Origin of the sequence: Paraburkholderia caribensis (assembly GCF_002902945.1) — a bacterium.
GTDB lineage: Bacteria > Pseudomonadota > Gammaproteobacteria > Burkholderiales > Burkholderiaceae > Paraburkholderia > Paraburkholderia caribensis.
In genome coordinates this window covers 1,569,479-1,585,201 of sequence record NZ_CP026103.1, presented here as the reverse complement: position 1 = coordinate 1,585,201, position 15,723 = coordinate 1,569,479, and the positions used below count along the sequence as shown (strand labels likewise).

General features: G+C 62.1%; 11 protein-coding genes and 1 pseudogene. 5 read left to right on the top strand and 7 right to left on the bottom strand.

Annotated features, from left to right (window positions below):
* Nucleotides 1-62: 62 nt before the first annotated feature.
* The 5 genes from C2L66_RS36745 to C2L66_RS36725 form a co-directional block, all read right to left on the bottom strand.
* Nucleotides 63-1,061 (bottom strand): transketolase family protein, encoded by a 999-nt coding sequence (locus C2L66_RS36745; RefSeq protein ID WP_060608917.1) that lies wholly within the window; start codon nucleotides 1,059-1,061, stop codon nucleotides 63-65.
* Complete coding sequence (locus C2L66_RS36740) at nucleotides 1,058-1,903, bottom strand: transketolase (RefSeq protein ID WP_060608915.1); 846 nt, start codon at nucleotides 1,901-1,903, stop codon at nucleotides 1,058-1,060. Before C2L66_RS36740 ends, C2L66_RS36745 begins: the two co-directional genes overlap by 4 nt.
* A gap of 40 nt (nucleotides 1,904-1,943) precedes the next feature.
* Nucleotides 1,944-3,272 (bottom strand): MFS transporter, encoded by a 1,329-nt coding sequence (locus C2L66_RS36735; protein ID WP_060608912.1) that lies wholly within the window; start codon nucleotides 3,270-3,272, stop codon nucleotides 1,944-1,946.
* Between the two features lie 77 nt (nucleotides 3,273-3,349).
* On the bottom strand, nucleotides 3,350-4,099 hold the full coding sequence (locus tag C2L66_RS36730; protein WP_054931016.1) for an SDR family NAD(P)-dependent oxidoreductase: 750 nt from the start codon (nucleotides 4,097-4,099) through the stop codon (nucleotides 3,350-3,352).
* Nucleotides 4,100-4,272: 173 nt separating this feature from the next.
* Nucleotides 4,273-5,172 carry a LysR substrate-binding domain-containing protein gene (locus C2L66_RS36725; protein WP_060608909.1) on the bottom strand — a complete coding sequence of 300 codons (900 nt, stop codon included), beginning with the start codon at nucleotides 5,170-5,172 and terminating at the stop codon, nucleotides 4,273-4,275.
* 481 nt (nucleotides 5,173-5,653) lie between these two features.
* Here C2L66_RS36725 and C2L66_RS36715 point away from each other — a divergent pair, with 481 nt between their 5' ends.
* Nucleotides 5,654-7,489 carry an ABC transporter ATP-binding protein gene (locus C2L66_RS36715; RefSeq protein WP_054931014.1) on the top strand — a complete coding sequence of 612 codons (1,836 nt, stop codon included), beginning with the start codon at nucleotides 5,654-5,656 and terminating at the stop codon, nucleotides 7,487-7,489.
* 6 nt (nucleotides 7,490-7,495) lie between these two features.
* On the opposite strand, the pseudogene C2L66_RS42020 reads toward C2L66_RS36715, so the two are convergent.
* Nucleotides 7,496-7,894, bottom strand: a pseudogene (locus C2L66_RS42020) (LysR substrate-binding domain-containing protein); the annotation flags it as partial.
* A 258-nt stretch (nucleotides 7,895-8,152) separates the two neighbouring features.
* Complete coding sequence (locus tag C2L66_RS36705; protein ID WP_060610542.1) at nucleotides 8,153-10,831, bottom strand: TonB-dependent receptor plug domain-containing protein; 2,679 nt, start codon at nucleotides 10,829-10,831, stop codon at nucleotides 8,153-8,155.
* Between the two features lie 1,052 nt (nucleotides 10,832-11,883).
* Here C2L66_RS36705 and C2L66_RS36700 point away from each other — a divergent pair.
* The 4 genes from C2L66_RS36700 (at nucleotide 11,884) to C2L66_RS36685 (ending at nucleotide 15,716) form a co-directional block, all read left to right on the top strand.
* Nucleotides 11,884-12,495 carry a MotA/TolQ/ExbB proton channel family protein gene (locus tag C2L66_RS36700; RefSeq protein WP_054931013.1) on the top strand — a complete coding sequence of 204 codons (612 nt, stop codon included), beginning with the start codon at nucleotides 11,884-11,886 and terminating at the stop codon, nucleotides 12,493-12,495.
* Between the two features lie 30 nt (nucleotides 12,496-12,525).
* Complete coding sequence (locus C2L66_RS36695; RefSeq protein ID WP_054931012.1) at nucleotides 12,526-12,945, top strand: ExbD/TolR family protein; 420 nt, start codon at nucleotides 12,526-12,528, stop codon at nucleotides 12,943-12,945.
* Nucleotides 12,942-13,715 (top strand): energy transducer TonB, encoded by a 774-nt coding sequence (locus C2L66_RS42220; RefSeq protein ID WP_054931011.1) that lies wholly within the window; start codon nucleotides 12,942-12,944, stop codon nucleotides 13,713-13,715. The genes C2L66_RS36695 and C2L66_RS42220 overlap by 4 nt, the downstream gene beginning before the upstream one ends.
* Before the next feature lie 120 nt (nucleotides 13,716-13,835).
* The gene (locus C2L66_RS36685; RefSeq protein WP_060610539.1) at nucleotides 13,836-15,716 is read left to right on the top strand and encodes an extracellular solute-binding protein; all 1,881 of its coding nucleotides are present in this window, start codon (nucleotides 13,836-13,838) and stop codon (nucleotides 15,714-15,716) included.
* The last annotated feature ends 7 nt before the right edge of the window (nucleotides 15,717-15,723 follow it).

The following is a 15,723-nucleotide window of genomic DNA, read 5'->3' as shown; positions in this document are numbered from 1 at the left end:
CCGCAGCCTTCCGGCTGCGGTCGTTCGATCATGCCACTATGGCTCGATTGGAATTCGAGCTGTTATCCGAGCCACGTCTTGATACTGGCGGCCATTGTGTCGGTCGAGATGCCGTAGCGGTCGTGCAGCGTCGGCAATGCGCCGGCGGCGAGGAACTCGTCGGGCAGCGCAATCTGGCGGAACGGCGGCGTCACCCCCGCGCCGAGCAGCGTGCGTGCCACTGCTTCACCCAGACCGCCGATCACCGTATGGTTCTCCGCGACGATCACCATGCGTCCCGTACGCTTCGCTTCGCGCAGGATGGCGGCTGTATCGAGCGGCTTGATGGTCGGCACGTGCAGCACGCCGACGCCGATATTGTCCGCTTCCAGTGCCTTGGCGACTTCGAGGGATCGCATTGTCATGATGCCCGACGAGATCAGCAGCACGTCGTTGCCGTCGCGCAGCAGCTTCGCCTTGCCGAGTTCGAACGTGTAATCGTATTCGTCGAGCACGGCGGGCACGTTGCCACGCAACAGGCGCGCATAGACGGGGCCCGGGTGCGCAGCGATGGCGGGCACCATCTGCTCGATATCGAGCGCGTCGCATGGATCGATCACCGTCATGTTCGGCATTGCGCGCATCAGCGCAAGGTCCTCGGCGGCCTGGTGGCTCGGGCCATAGCCCGTCGTGAGACCGGGCAGCGCGGCGACGATCTTCACGTCGAGGTTGTCTTCGGCGATCGTCTGATGGATGAAGTCGTACGCACGGCGCGTGGCGAACACGGCGTAGGTCGTCACGAACGGCTGCGCGCCTTCATGCGCGAAGCCGGCGGCGGCGCCCATGAGCAACTGCTCGGCCATGCCCATCTGATAGTAGCGGTCAGGAAACGCCTTGCCGAAGATGTGCAGGTCGGTGTACTTGCCGAGATCGGCTGTCATACCAATCACGTTGCTCTTCGTGCGTGCGAGTTCGGCGAGTGCATGGCCGAACGGCGCGGAACGCGTGAGCTGGCCTTCGCCCGCGATCGAAGCAATCATCGCCGATGTCTTCAGGCGCGGCTTCTTCATAAGGGTGCTCATGCTTGCCTCCCGGCTTCGAGTGCTTCGAGCGCGAGTTGCCACTCGTGCGCATCGACGCGAATGAAATGGTTCTTCTCGCGTTCTTCGAGGAACGGCACGCCGCAGCCCATCTTCGTATCGCAGACGATGATGCGCGGCTGCGGCTTGTCGTGAGTGCGAGCGTTGTCGAATGCCTGCGTGACGGCGTCGATGTCGTTACCGTTCACGCGCTGCGTGTACCAGCCGAATGCCTCCAGCTTTTCGACGAGCGGCTCGAAGGCCATGATCTGCGTCGACGGGCCGTCTGCCTGCTGGTTGTTCACGTCGACGATCGCGATCAGGTTGTCGAGCTTCCAGTGCGCGGCGGACATGAGGCCTTCCCAGATCGAGCCTTCGTCGAGTTCGCCGTCGGAGAAGAGCGTGTAGACGAATGCGTCCGAGTGCTTGCGCTTCAGTCCCAAACAGCGGCCGACGGCAATCGTCAGACCGTGGCCGAGCGAGCCGCCCGACATCTCCATGCCGGGCGTGTAGCTCGCCATGCCCGACATCGGCAGACGGCTGTCATCGCTGCCGTAGGTTTCGAGTTCGTCGGCGGGCAGGATGCCGGCTTCGAAGAGCGCGGCGTACAACGCAATCGCGTAGTGACCGTTCGACAGCAGGAAGCGGTCGCGGCCTTCCCATTCGGGATCTTCGGGGCGGTAGCGCATGGCGCCGAAGTAGGCGACGGCGAGCGCGTCGGCAATGTCGAGCGCCTGGCCGATATAGCCCTGGCCTTGTACTTCCCCCATCAGCAGCGCGTTTCGACGAATGCGGTAGGCTCGCTCGGCGAGCGTGACCGTATCGTTGACGGTTTCAGTGTCCATCGATGTCTCCAGTGTTCAAACGAAAAGGTGGCTAAGCGAATTAGCGGTTGACGGATCGGGCCGGTACCAGAAAAACGAGTGCTGCGCCAAACGTGATCGCGACAGAGATGAAGATCAGCCCGGCCGTGGACTTGCCCGTCAGATCGTTCAGCCAGCCGACGATCGCCGGGGAGAAGAAGCCCGCCAGGTTGGCGAAGCAGTTCACGGCGGCGATGCCCGCTGCCGCCGACATGCCGCCCAGCAAAGCTGTGGGCAGCGACCAGAATTGCGACGACGACGCGAGAATGCCGGCAGCCGCAATGCTCAGACAGACAATCGACGCCGCCACGCTGCCGAGCATCGGCAAGGTCGCAAAGCCCGCAGCGGCGATCAGCATCGGAATGGCGAGGTGAAAGCGGCGCTCGCGCCGGCGGTCCGCGCTCATGCCGATCAGCGGCAACGCGATGATTGCGCACAGATACGGAATGGCCGTGAACACGCCCACCCACAGCGGATCGGCAACGCCTGACTTGCGGATGATGGTCGGCAGCCAGAAGGTCAGGCCGTATTGCCCCAGCACGACGCAAAAGTAGATGGAGGCCATCAGCCACAGGCGGCGGTCGCCGATGAACGCGCGGATCGACACGTGTGCGGTCTTATGTTCGGCGTCGGCGGCGACGTTGCGGGCGAGCAGCGCCTTTTCGGAGTCGGTGAGCCACTTCGCCTGCTTGATGCCGTCGTCGAGATACAGCAGGATCGCGAAGCCGAGTACGAGCGACGGCAACGCTTCGAGCAGGAACAGCCACTTCCAGCCGGCCATCGACATCGCGCCTTGCAGCGAATGCATGATCCAGCCCGACAGCGGACCGCCGACCATGCCTGCCAGCGGAATCGCCATGAAGAACAGCGATAGCGCCTTCGCGCGACGCTCGGACGGAAACCAGTAAGTCAGATAGAGAATCACGCCGGGCGCAAAGCCCGCCTCGGCGACGCCGAGCAAAAACCGCAGCACGTAGAAGGCCGTCGGCGACTTGACGAACACGAAGCTCGCCGAGATGACGGCCCACGTCAGCATGATGCGCGCAAGCCAACGGCGCGCGCCGACGCGATGCAAGATCACGTTGCTCGGCACTTCGAAAAGAAAGTACCCAAGAAAGAAAATGCCCGCGCCCATGCCATAGACGGTTTCGCTGAAACGAAGATCGCTGAGCATCTGCAGCTTCGCAAAGCCGACGTTGACCCGGTCCAGGTAGGCGCCGAGATAGCACAGCATCAGAAAGGGGATCAGCCGGCGGCTGACCTTTGCGTACGTCTTCGCTTCGAAGGTCTGCGAATCGTTGCGCGGCAGTACATCACCCGTAACCGGTGACGCGGTGTACTTCGCTTTCATGGAATGTCTCCTGCCATGTTTGCCCCGGGTTTGCCCAGGTGCGTCGATTGCACCGCCTGCTGGCGGCGGCGCGGCTCTCAGTGGATCAGCATCCCGCCATTGACGTCGAGCGTGACGCCCGTCAGATAGCTCGACAGATCGCTCAGAAGGAACAGGCACGCGTTGGCGACATCGGCGGCGTCGCCGAGCCGGCCCAGCGGAATGCCCTTGATGATGTCTTCGCGCATCGCGGGCGTCAGCTTGTCGCCCGTGATGTCGGTCTGGATCAGGCCCGGCGTGATCGAATTGATGCGAATGCGGTTCGGGCCGAATTCGCGCGCCATCGCTTTCGCGAGACCCAGCACACCCGCTTTCGCCGCGCTGTAGTGCGGGCCGCCGAAGATCCCGCCGCCGCGCTGCGCGGACACCGACGACATGCAGACGATGCTGCCGCCGTGCTGTTCCTGCATGGCGGGAATCACCGCTTGCGACATGTACAGCGTGCCGCGCAGATTCACGTCGACGATCGCGTCGAAGTCCTTGCCCGCGATGTCCATCGTGCGAACCGGCTGTGTGATGCCCGCGTTGTTCACGAGTCCGTCAATGCGGCCATAGCGTTCGAGCGTGGTGCGCGCGGCGGCAACGCACGCGTCCTTGCTGGTGACGTCGCAGGCAAGGCCGAGGTGTCCGGCGCCGAGGTCGGCGGCGGCGGATGCCGCGTCTTCCTTGCGCAGATCGAGGATCACGACGCGCGCGCCCTGCGCGGCGAGTGCGTTGGCCGTCGCCCTGCCGATGCCGCGCGGCGAGGCCGCGCCAGTCACGATGACGATCCTGTTCTCGAGCAACATGGGTTGTCTCCTGTGTGTTGATGTGTGCCCCGAGTGTCGGCTGACGGGGCGCGCGCATCAACGCGGAAACGCTCAACAATGGCTGAGAAAAATTCAGGTGAGGGCCGCCGGCGGAATGGACGGCGCTTCGTTGCAGCGCAATAAAACCCTGCAGCTGCGCTGCGGCGCTGGATCTACGACTGGCGCGAAGGCTCGGCAGCGGCCTCGCGCTCGATCCATGCGAGAAAGCGCGCCACGCGTGGCAGCTCCGCATTTTGCGCCGGATAGACGAGGTGATGCGCGCCGACTTCGACGGCATGGCTGTCGTCGAAGACGGGCACCAGCAAGCCGTCTTGAATCTTCACCGAGGCCAGCATCAGGCTTTCGAGCGCAATGCCCAGGCCGAGCGCCGCCGTTTCAAGCGACATGTACGAGCGGTCGAACGAAAAATCGAAGGTCTTGTGCGCCGCGGCTACCCCGGCTCTGCCGAACCATTGCTTCCATTGCACGAGCGGCGACTCCGAATAGATCAGCCGATGCGACAGCAGATCTTCCGGCGTGTTCACAGGATGACGCGCAAGATACGCGGGAGAAGCGAGCGGCGCGATGAACTCGCCGCGCACGGTCTTGACCTCGACGTTGCTCCAGTTGCCGTAGCCGTGCCGGACGTCGATATCGTAGAAGCCATTCGAGAACGAGACGTTCTCGTACGAACATGCGAGGTTCAACTGGATGTCGCCGTTCGCTTCCTGAAACGACGAGAGCCTCGGCATCAGCCACATGAGGCCGAAGCTCGGGCTCGAATGCACGCGCAGAATGTCGACGTCGGCGCGGCTGGACGCTCGCTCGGTGGCGCGGCTCAGATCTGCGAGCGAGCCCGTTACGTCGGACAGATAGCGCTCGCCCGTCGGCGTCAGCACGAGACCGCGGCCCGAACGCTGGAACAGCGGCTGCCCGATGATCGATTCGAGATTGCTCAACTGATGGCTAACGGCTGATGCCGTCAGACCGAGCTCATCAGCCGCGCGATTCACGCTCCCGGTTCGCGCGACGCTTTCGAACGCGATGATCGCCTTGAGCGGTGGAATACGCATAATGAAATTGTTTTCAGTTGTGGTTGAACGAAACCGCCTTGATTGTTACGGCCGACAGGTGCTGCCATTCGGTCGGCAAGCCGCGCAGGTTCGTGGCGCACGACCGCGCAGGTTCGTGGCGCACGACCGCGCAGGTTCGTGGCGCACGACGACAGCGAGCTATGATGCGACAGGGTGGAAGGTCTCATGCTTGCATTTTCAAGCCTGCATGGCGCAGCGCACCACTGCGACGACGGCGCATCCGTATGACCCGCCATCGATGCCGCCCACACAGAGCGATACCAACGCATTATCCGTTTTTCCCTCGCCGTGCGCGATTGCGGCCAGCGCACATCCGGTGCCGCAGTGTCTGGCAGCCAAGGGTCCGGGAACGGCGCTTGCGACGGGCAATCGTCGCCCGGTCGGTAGCGGGATCGTTTGACTATTGATTGGCGCGTTGCACGATTCGTCTGATAGGGGCGAAACACCGGAGCGGTCCACAATGAGTATGCCGAGTTCAGAGGCTGCGAACGCCGGGCCGGCCGGGCGCACGCGCGGGCGGCGCGCACAGGAGCTTGCGGGTTACGCGTCGAGTCCCGTGCGCCTGCTGTTCCGCTACGTTCGACAGCATCCGGCACAGCATGTGGTGATTCTGCTGGGCATCGTCGCCGCCGTCGGCTGCTCGCTGGGGTCACAGTTCGCGATCAGGAATCTGGTCGACGCGCTGCCCGCTGGCCGCGCGCATCCCGCGCACGTGATCCACGCGTTTCTTGTCATCGTCGTGCTGCTGCTCGCCGACAATCTGTTCTGGCGCATCGCGGGCTGGGCAAGCGTGCGGACCTTCGTCCAGGTCACGGGCGATGTGCGGCGCGAACTGTTCGGCTATCTGATCGGCCATTCGACAGGCTATTTCTCGAACGTGCAGCCCGGCACGCTCGCAAGCCGTATCTCCGCCACAGCCAATGCCATATTCACGATCGAGAACCTGACCGCGTGGAATGCGCTGCCGCCGCTGCTGTCGGTCATCGGGTCCGTTGTGCTGATCGGCTGGATCAGCGTGTGGATGGCGCTCGCGCTCGTCGCCATCTCCGTCTGCATGACGGCCTTTCTGTTCTGGCTCGCGAAGCGGGGCGGCGAGCGTCACGTGCACTTTGCGTCGCGTGCTGCGTCCGTCGACGGCGAGATGGTGGACGTGATCGGCAATATGGCGACGGTGCGGACCTTTGTCGCCACGGCGCGCGAGTGTCTGCGGATCGGCAGTTTTCTCGAGCAGGAAATGGCGTCTCGCGAAGCAAGTCTGCGGCACCTCGAAAAACTCAGGCTGGTACACGCGGTCATCACGGTGGTGCTGTCGTGCTGTCTGCTGGGCTGGGTGCTATGGCTCTGGACACAGGAGCGCGCGACGACGGGCGACGTGGTGCTGGTCAGTTCGCTCGGCTTCGCGATTCTGCATGGCACGCGTGATCTCGCCGTGGCGCTCGTCGGCATGATCCAGCATCTCGCGCGGCTTGCCGAGGCCGCGCAGTCGCTGCTCGTGCCGCGCGAGATGGAAGAAACGATTGGTGTCCCGTCCTTGCAGGTCCGCGACGCGAATATCGATTTCGAGAACGTCACGTTCTCGTATCCCGGGCGCCGCCGCGTATTGGATCATTTCAGCCTTCACATCGATGCGGGACAGCGTGTCGGTCTGGTCGGACCGTCGGGTGCGGGCAAAACCACGATCCTGGCGCTACTGCAACGCTCATTCGATCCGCCGCCCGGCTTGGGGGCCGTGTGCATTTCGGGCCAGCGTCTGAGCGATATCAGTCTTGGCAGCTTGCACGATGCCGTCGGCGTCGTGCCGCAGGATATCTCGCTGTTCAATCGTTCGTTGCTCGACAACCTGCGTTACGGCCGTCCGAATGCGACGGAAGACGAAGTGCTGCAAGCCTGTGAGAACGCGAACAGCCTCGATCTGATCCATTCGTTGCCCGACGGCTTGCAGACCAATGTCGGCGAGCGCGGGACGCGGCTCTCGGGCGGACAGCGGCAGCGCATCGCGATTGCGCGGGCGTTCCTGAAAAATGCGCCGATTCTGCTCCTCGACGAGGCGACGTCGGCGCTCGACAGCGAATCGGAAGCGAAGATTCAGGACGCGCTGGACCGGCTGATGAGAGGCCGCACCGTGGTGGCGATCGCGCATCGTCTGTCGACGTTGCAGAGTTTCGATCGGATCGTGGTGATCCAGCATGGGCGGCTGGTCGATGACGGCGCACCCCTGGAACTCGCGGGCCGGCCCGGCATTTACCGCGATGTCCTGCTGCGTCAGGAGCGTCGCACGGCGGGTGCGCGTGCGTGACCGGTCTTACTTCCCCGCCGCACGTTCGCCTCTCGCCGTCGATTCATTTGCCGCAAACAGTTCCGCCAGCCAGTCGATGAACACGCGCACTTTCGTGCTCAAGTGCCCGTTGGGCTGGTACGCCACGAAAACGGGCACAGGGTCCGATACCCAGTCGCTCGGCACCGCCTCCAACGCACCGCTTCGAAGATGCGTGCTGGCGGAGAACGTCAGCGCGTGCACGACGCCGAGACCTGCGAGGCTCATCGTCAGACAGCCCATGATGTCATTCGACGTGAGCCCGCGACGGTTCTGCACCTCGATGCGCTCGCCATCCCTCGCCACGACGATTGGAAAGGGCCGGTTGGTGCGCGACGCGATCGTGCGAATGACGACATGGCCCTGTTCGAGATCCGATGGATGCGGCCGACGAAGGCGAGATTCTCTATGACAGCGACAGCATCATCGAATCCCGCTGCATTCCCGAAGCTCGCGCAACTGGCGGCGCGCGCCATGGAACTCGAAGCATTCTCCAGCACGCTGCCCTTCAGGCAGGCATGAAAGCGAAAAAGCGGCGGTGCGAATCGTCGCACCGCCGGCAAAGCCCCTGAAACAAGGGGTGGAATTGCAACAACAACGTCTCCCGCGGCCGGGAGACTCCTTCATCACACGGTAACGCGTGAATCAGAACCGGTACGTCGCGCCGACCTGGAAGAAGCGGCCGAGATCGGTGTACAGCGACTGGTCGTAACCCGTGATGTCGGGCACGGCCTGCCATTCGACGTCGAACGGCGGCTTCTTGTCGAACAGGTTCGTGATGCCGCCATAAATCGTCCAGTGCTTGAAGCCGCGATACGTGGCCATCAGGTTGAACTGGCTATACGACGCGACCGACAGCGTGCCGCCATCGCCGAATTCTGCCGCGACGGCATTCGTGTACGGCCCCGTGTACTGCCACGTCAGCGTGGTCGTGAACTTCTGGTAGTCCCAGCTCAGGCTCGTATTGCCCTTCCAGCGCGGGTTGCTCGCGCCGAACGGCTGCAGCAGCGCGAGGTTGTTGCCCGCGAAGTCTTGCGTCGGGCTGCCCGGGCTGTTCAGCTTGAAGTGCCACACATAGGCCCAGTCGCCCGATAGCGTGAACGTGCCGTACTTCGTGCCGACCGACTTGCGGAAGTTCATGTCGAAGCCGTCGGTATCGAGCGAGCCGAGATTCACGAACTGCTGCGCGACATAGCGGATCGTGCCGTCCGGATTGCGGATGACGACGGACGGATCGTTCTGCTGAAGCAGCGCGTTCGGGTCGTTCGTGCCGATCACGCCGTCGATGTGAATCTTGTAGAACGACGCGCCGATATCGGTCGACGTATCCGGGGACAGCTGGAAGCCGATGTTGTAGTTCTTCGTATGCTCCGGCTGCAGGTCGGGGTTGCCGTTGATCTGCTCGGTCGTGAAGTGTTTGGTCGGCACGCCGCTCGGATCGTTCGGGTCGACGAGGTTCTGGTGCGCGAGATACGCGGCCTGCGAGTTCTCCACCAGCGTCGGCGCGCGGAAGCCCCGGCTGTACGACGCGTAGGTCGTGAACATCTGCACCGGCTGGAAGCGCAACGCGAAGCTCGGCGAGAACGCGCCGCCGAAGTCGCTGTAGTGGTCGTAGCGGCCCGCCTGCGTGAACGTGAGGTTGCGGATAATCGGAATCTCGATCTGGTAGAACACGGCTGCGACGTTGCGCGAGCCGTCTACGCTCTGCACGTTGGCGGGCGCCGCAATGCCTTCCGACGCAAAGGTGCGCGGATTGATCGTCGAGCTTTCGTGGCGGAACTCCGAGCCGATGCCGAAGCCGACGTTGCCCGTCGGCAGCGTGAACAGATTGCCCGTCGATGTCTTCGCCGTCACGCTATCGAGCTTCGAGATGGCCTGCTGATAGTCGTCCATGAACACGCCGTTCAGGCCATTGGGCGTGGAGGCGGGATTCGCGAAGTTATAGACGCCGTTGCCGAGAATGTTCTCGACACCCGCCACGTTGAGCGAGTTCGAGTAGTGCGTATCGACGGTACTTTGCGAGTGACCGTATTCTGCCGACCAGTCCCAGTCGCCGAGCTTCTGCGTCGTGAACGAGCCTTTGACACCCGTCGACGCCTTCCAGAATGTCGACACCGTATCCGCCGACGCGACGTTGTTGGGGAAGGTGAGGTTGATCGGCGTATCCACGCCGAACGGGTTAAACGGATTCGAGCCGGCGACAGTGCGCGGCAGCGGCGCGACCGAGCCCGTCGTGGGGTTGAATACGTTGGTGGTCGACGAGATCGAAGCCGGGCCCATCAGCTGCACGGTTTCGTTGCGGCTCGCCCAGAAGTCGGCGAAGGCCTGCGTCTCGTCGTTGATCTTGAACGTGCCGCGCACATTGGCGTTCAGGCGCGTCGTCGAAGGGATCAGCGACGTCGCGGCGGCCGTGTTGTACGTGCACGATGCGCCTGCCGTGTTGGCCGCGCTGCTGCCGGGCGGGCACGGGCTGAGCGCCTGCGTGGAGCCGTCGGGCAGGCCCCAGTACGACTGCTGGTTCGGCCCGAGCGGCGCCTTGAGACCGCCCGGGTATTGCGTGAAGTCCTGGTTCTTCGTCATGTCGCGGTCGGCCAGTGTCGAGCCGCTGTCGCGGTAATAGCTCGCCGCCGCCGTGACATTGAAACGGTCCGCGTTGAGATCGCCGAAGCCGGCCAGCACGCTGAAGCTGCCCTGGCCATCGCCGGGATGCTGCGCCTTGCCGAGTTGCCCGTCGACCTGCAGGCCCTGGAAGTTCTTCTTCGTGATGATGTTCACCACGCCCGCGATCGCGTCGGAACCGTACTCGGAAACGGCCCCCGTTTTGACGATTTCGATGTGATCGACCATGTTCAACGGGATCGAATTCACATCGAAGAAGGTGTCGGTGAAGTTCACGGCCTGCGCGTAATTGGCGACGCGCTGCCCATCGACCAGCACCAGCGTGTACTTCTCGCTGAGCCCGCGCAGCGCGATACCCGCACCGCCTGGCGCCGTGCCGTTCATCGTGCTTTGCGACCAGCTGCTGGCGGAGTTCGCCGACGTGCCGCGCAGGAAGTCGGCCACGGTGGTATAGCCGCTCGCCTGAATTTCCTTCGGCGTGATGGTCTGGACTTCGACGTTGCCGACCTTGTCCGACGTGCGGATCAACGACCCTGTGATTTCGACCTTGTCGAGTTTGCTGACGGCCGGTGCGCTGGCCGCAGTCGGCGCGGCTGCGCTATCGGGTTGGCTCTGTGCATGCGCGAGCGGGATGAATGCCGCCGTCAGCACCAGCTCGGCTCCTATGATTGTCCTGATCGCCGAGACCAGTCTCTTCTGTTTCACTTGCGCTCCTTCTTGTCGTTGAGACGACTTCTGTTGAACGATCCGCACGCATGCGAGTCGCTGCGTGCAGTCGTGCGACCGGGTCAGCAAGGTCCTCGCTGCTGACGCGTAACGGCGCCATGTCGCACGTCCCGTCCAGGGCGCATTGCCGATCGTGTCGGCGCGCTCTGGCTGAAAGCGAGCGCTGCCGAAAGCGAAACGCATGCCACGTCGGCGGCAAAAGAGCGGTGCGGTGGCGTTCGATACGAATTAATTCGTGTGCAAAGGATTGATTGGATTCGTAAAAAACAAAGTTAAATGGGAATGCGAAATATCAATGGAAAGTCTTAAAAGAACTTTCGCGCGAGTAACACAGTGGAAGGATTGGTGATACCCGCAAAACGCATTTAGAGCTATTCTTCTATTGGCGTTTACAGTGCGTGAAAAGCACTAACAAAAGGCGCGCTTTTCAAACCGGTGCGAATCATTACATTTCGCTTTTAATCTGTTTAGTAACTAAATCGGGGCATCCGCTTTAGCTGATAAAACGATGCTCATCAAACTTTGTTTGCATCGATGTGATGCTCAATCCCTTATCCTGTGGGCAACATTGCATGAAACGCAAAGACCGAACTCACGCCTCACGGTGCTTTAATGAAAGTGTAAATAACTTGTCTAATTCCAATTGAATAAATGCACTGTTTATTGCCATTCAAATGGGTCGTGCACCAATTGCGCTACTAAACAAAGTTTGATGAGCTGTGTGGATTGCGCGAACCAGGTCTAAGTCCGGGTGTTGCTCTTTAATTTGACGGGTTATATGCACGCGCGAGGATGCTGCATCGTCAGTGGAAATGTTTTAACTGTGAAATTGGGTAATGCCTTGAAATACGGGCCTTTGCGCATCGGGGACGCGGCTTCGGTTGCTTCGTCGCCCGCCGCATACGTGTCGACCTGGTACGGCCTTTGCATTGGAGGGCGCGCCTTTTTCCCGGCAGCCCACGAAGCCGCCGGTCCACTGAAACCCATGCCGTCATGCAACGGCTGTTCGATCGTACTAACCGGAGTCCGCAGTGCTGAATACGCTCATTACCTACTCGATCCAGTCGATGGGTCTGATTCCCCTTCTTGCCTTCATCTTCCTGCTCGGCATCGCGATCATCATCGAGCGCTTTGTGTTCTTCTCGCGCGCCGTGCAGGCGGGCAAGACACTCGAACACGACCTGAAGCTCGTCGATCCCGCCAGGCCGGACGATGCCGCCAAGGTCGCCGAGCACTATCGCGCGACGGTGCAGGGCGAACTCGTGAAAACGGCCATGAAGGCGAAGGGCAAGACGGAAGCCGTCGTGGAGCGCGAGATCGAAGAGACGATCATGTTTCAGCTGCCGCGCCTCGACCGCAATCTGTGGATTCTCGATACGGCTGTGACGCTCGGCCCGCTGCTCGGTCTGCTGGGCACGATCATCGGCATGGTGGAGTCGTTCAACGTGCTCGGCACGAGCGGCACGGCCAATCCGAACGGCGTGACGGGCGGCATCGGCCACGCGCTGACGGCGACGGCCTGCGGCCTGACCATCGCGATCATCTGCGTGATCTTCCTGAACTATTTCAACAAGCGCATCCGCATGACGGTCAATCAGTTCGACCTCATCAAGTCGCTGCTCGTTTCGCGTTTCGCGGCCTGAAACCGCTATCTGCCGTAAAGGAGAAACACCATGCGAAACCATCGCAGCCACTATCTGGGCGGTGAAGAAAAGGCGCGCATCGAGATCATTCCGATGATCGACATCATGATGTTCCTGCTGGTCTTCTTCATGCTCGCGACGCTGAAGATGATCCAGGGCGCGGGCATCAAGCTCGACCTGCCGCAATCGAGCACGGCCGAACAGTTGCAGCAGACGGTGAAAGTGTCGATCGGCGTGACGAAGAACGACGAGCTGTATCTCGACGCCAAACAGGTCACGCCCACCGAACTGACGGCACGTCTGGAAGGGCTCGTGCACGATGCGAAGAAGGTGGACGTCGCGATCGCGGGCGACGAGGGAACGAGCTACAAGAACATCGTGAAGGTGATGGACCTGGTGCGCGCGGCGGGCATCAGTTCGGTTGCGCTGGCCACGAATCCGACGACATGAGCTCACCCGCCATCGATATGAAAGAACCACAACGGCGGCTCAATGGCGCACTGTGGGCTTCGTCGACGCCGTCGCATCATGGCCGCATTTCGATGCGGCTCGCGATCGGCGCGGCGCTGCTGATCGAACTGTTGTTGATCGTTGGGGTATCGCACGTGAAGTTTCAGCAGGACCCGCCGCCTGCCCCGAAAGAAATGCGCGTGCAGATCGCTCCGCCCCCGCCGCCTCCGCCGCCCGAAGTGAAGAAGATCGAGCCGCCGCCCGCGCCCGAGCCGCAAAAGACCGTGCCGAAGCAGGTGCAGCCCAAGCCGCTGCCGGTGCCGAAGCCGCCGCCCGCGAAGCCGTCTGCCGCGCCGAAGGAGGCGAACATCCCGGCCGCTGCGAATCCCGCGGCGAATGCACCCGCGCTCGCGACCGCGCCGCCGTCGGCGACCCCCGCGCCTGCTACGGCGGCCACGGGAACGGCGCCCGTTGCGCCGCCCGCGCTGCATGGCGTGGTCGATGGACGCGGGCATTGCCAGTCGGTGCAGCCGCAGATTCCGCGTCGCGCGCTGGAGCAGGGCATTTCCGCGAACGTGCTTGCGCATTTGTCGATCAACGCGGACGGCAGCGTCGGCGAGGTGAAGATCGTGCGCGTTACGCCGCCAACCACGGTCTTCAACGAGGCGGTGATCGCCGCGGGCCGCGCCTACAAGTGCGAAAAGAACGCGGAGCCGTATGTCGGCGAAGTGGAGTTTTCGTTCAAGACGACGGCATCGGACGACGATTGACGAATTCAACGGCATAACCTGAGAGACAGGCGACGCGCAAAGGCAGCGACCCATTGCCGATGCGCCCGTTCGATGCAGCGCGCGCGGGTTACGAGCCCGCGCGCGCATTCAACCACGCTGATGATGAGACGCACCCTGATCCTTCGTTTTCGCGCGACGGCCGGCCACGCATGCGTGCTCGCGTTGATGGCCGGCATCGCGTTGCATGCAATGCCCGCACAAGCGAGGCCATCGATCGCGCAATACGACGAGCCGAAATACCCGCCGGAGTTCACGCATTTCGACTATGCGAATCCGGATGCGCCAGCGAACGGCACGCTTAATTTTCAGAACTACAACGAAGCGCAAAGTTACGATTCGCTCAATCCGTTTCTCGTGCGTGGATCTCCCGCACCCGACATCCAGCACTTGATGTTCGATACGCTGATGCAGCGTAGCTGGGATGAGCTCGCATCCGAATACCCGTTGATTGCCGACGACGTGGAAGTCGCGCCCGATGGATTGTCGGCGACATTCCATATCGATCCGCGCGCGCGCTTTTCGAATGGCGACGTTGTAACCGCAGCGGATGTCAAATACTCGTTCGACACGTTGAGCAGTGCTGCCGTGTCGCCGCTGTTCAATTCGCAGTTTGCGCTAATCAAGCGCGCGACTGTAGTGGACGCGTCGCACGTTCGTTTCGACTTTCGGCATGCGGATCGCGCTGCGCCGCTGATCGCGGGAGACATTCCCGTCTTTTCGCCGAAATGGAGCGCGCAGCCCGACGGCAAGCGCATTGCGTTCGATCAGTTGACCAACGTGCCGCCTATTGCGAGCGGCCCGTATCTGATCGAGCAACGCAAGAACGACAAGCAGATCGTCTACCGGCGCAATCCCGCGTATTGGGCCGCCGATCTCCCATCGCGACGCGGCATGTACCGTTTCGAGCGCATTGCATTCAAGCTCTATCTCGATCATTACACACAACTCGAATCCTTCAAGGCAGGCGATACCGATGTGCAGGTCGAATACAGTTCGACGCAATGGGCGCGCAAGTACATCGGCAAGAACTTCAACAATGGTTTGCTGACGCGTCAGCTATTTTCCAATCACGGCGCGCAGATGCAGGGCCTGATGTTCAACACGCGCAAGCCGATGTTTCGCGATGCACGCGTGCGTAAGGCGCTTTCGTACGCGTTCGATTACGACTGGATGAACCGGATGATGTTCTACGGGCAGTACCGGCGTCTGAATAGCTACTTTCAGGACAGCCCTTTTGCGGCAAGCGGTTTGCCTTCAGAGAAGGAGCTTGCATTACTGGAACCGTACCGCGCGCAGCTGCCCGCGAGCGTGTTTGCCGCGATGCCGAAGCAACCCGACACGCTGCCGCCGCACACGCTGCGCGACAACCTGAGACAGGCTCGCGACCTGCTCGCCGAAGCAGGATGGCGCGTGCACGACGGCCAGTTGCGCGACGCGAGCGGCACGCCGATGAGCATCGAAATTATCGACGACCAGCCGGGCATGGACCGCGTCATCCTGCCGTTCATGCGCAATCTGCAAACGCTCGGCATCGACGCGCGCTTGCGTGAGATCGACAGCGCGCTTTATCAGAAGCGGCTCGACAACTTCGAGTTCGACATGACCACGTTTATCTATCCGACCGTGACGATTCCGGGCGTCGAACTGGAGCATCGCTTTGGCACGGCATCGGCATCGCAAAGCGGATCGGAGAACTATCCCGGCGTGCGCTCGGCAGCGGTCGATGCGCTGATTCGCGCCGTGTTGCGGGCGAAATCGCTGGAGGAACTGCAAACGGCGACGCACGCACTTGACCGTGTGCTGATCGCCGAGTGTTATCAGATCCCCGAATACTATTCGCCCGCTTCGCGCATTGCATACCGCACTTCCCTCGGCTTTCCTGATCTCGTGCCATACACCTATCAGGCGGAAGACTGGGTGATCAGCTACTGGTATCGCAAGCCGGCGGCTGCGAGCGTTGCGTCCGCAAACGTGCAATGAGGAGCAG

Excerpts from the sequence above, each read along its gene's own strand:
- C2L66_RS36730 (WP_054931016.1), bottom strand. The coding sequence starts at position 4,099 with ATGTTGCTCGAGAACAGGATCGTCATCGTGACTGGCGCGGCCTCGCCG.
- C2L66_RS36735 (WP_060608912.1), bottom strand. The coding sequence starts at position 3,272 with ATGAAAGCGAAGTACACCGCGTCACCGGTTACGGGTGATGTACTGCCG.
- C2L66_RS36745 (WP_060608917.1), bottom strand. The coding sequence starts at position 1,061 with ATGAGCACCCTTATGAAGAAGCCGCGCCTGAAGACATCGGCGATGATT.
- C2L66_RS36685 (WP_060610539.1), top strand. The coding sequence starts at position 13,836 with ATGATGAGACGCACCCTGATCCTTCGTTTTCGCGCGACGGCCGGCCAC.
- C2L66_RS36740 (WP_060608915.1), bottom strand. The coding sequence starts at position 1,903 with ATGGACACTGAAACCGTCAACGATACGGTCACGCTCGCCGAGCGAGCC.
- C2L66_RS36715 (WP_054931014.1), top strand. The coding sequence starts at position 5,654 with ATGAGTATGCCGAGTTCAGAGGCTGCGAACGCCGGGCCGGCCGGGCGC.
- C2L66_RS36695 (WP_054931012.1), top strand. The coding sequence starts at position 12,526 with ATGCGAAACCATCGCAGCCACTATCTGGGCGGTGAAGAAAAGGCGCGC.
- C2L66_RS36725 (WP_060608909.1), bottom strand. The coding sequence starts at position 5,172 with ATGCGTATTCCACCGCTCAAGGCGATCATCGCGTTCGAAAGCGTCGCG.
- C2L66_RS42220 (WP_054931011.1), top strand. The coding sequence starts at position 12,942 with ATGAGCTCACCCGCCATCGATATGAAAGAACCACAACGGCGGCTCAAT.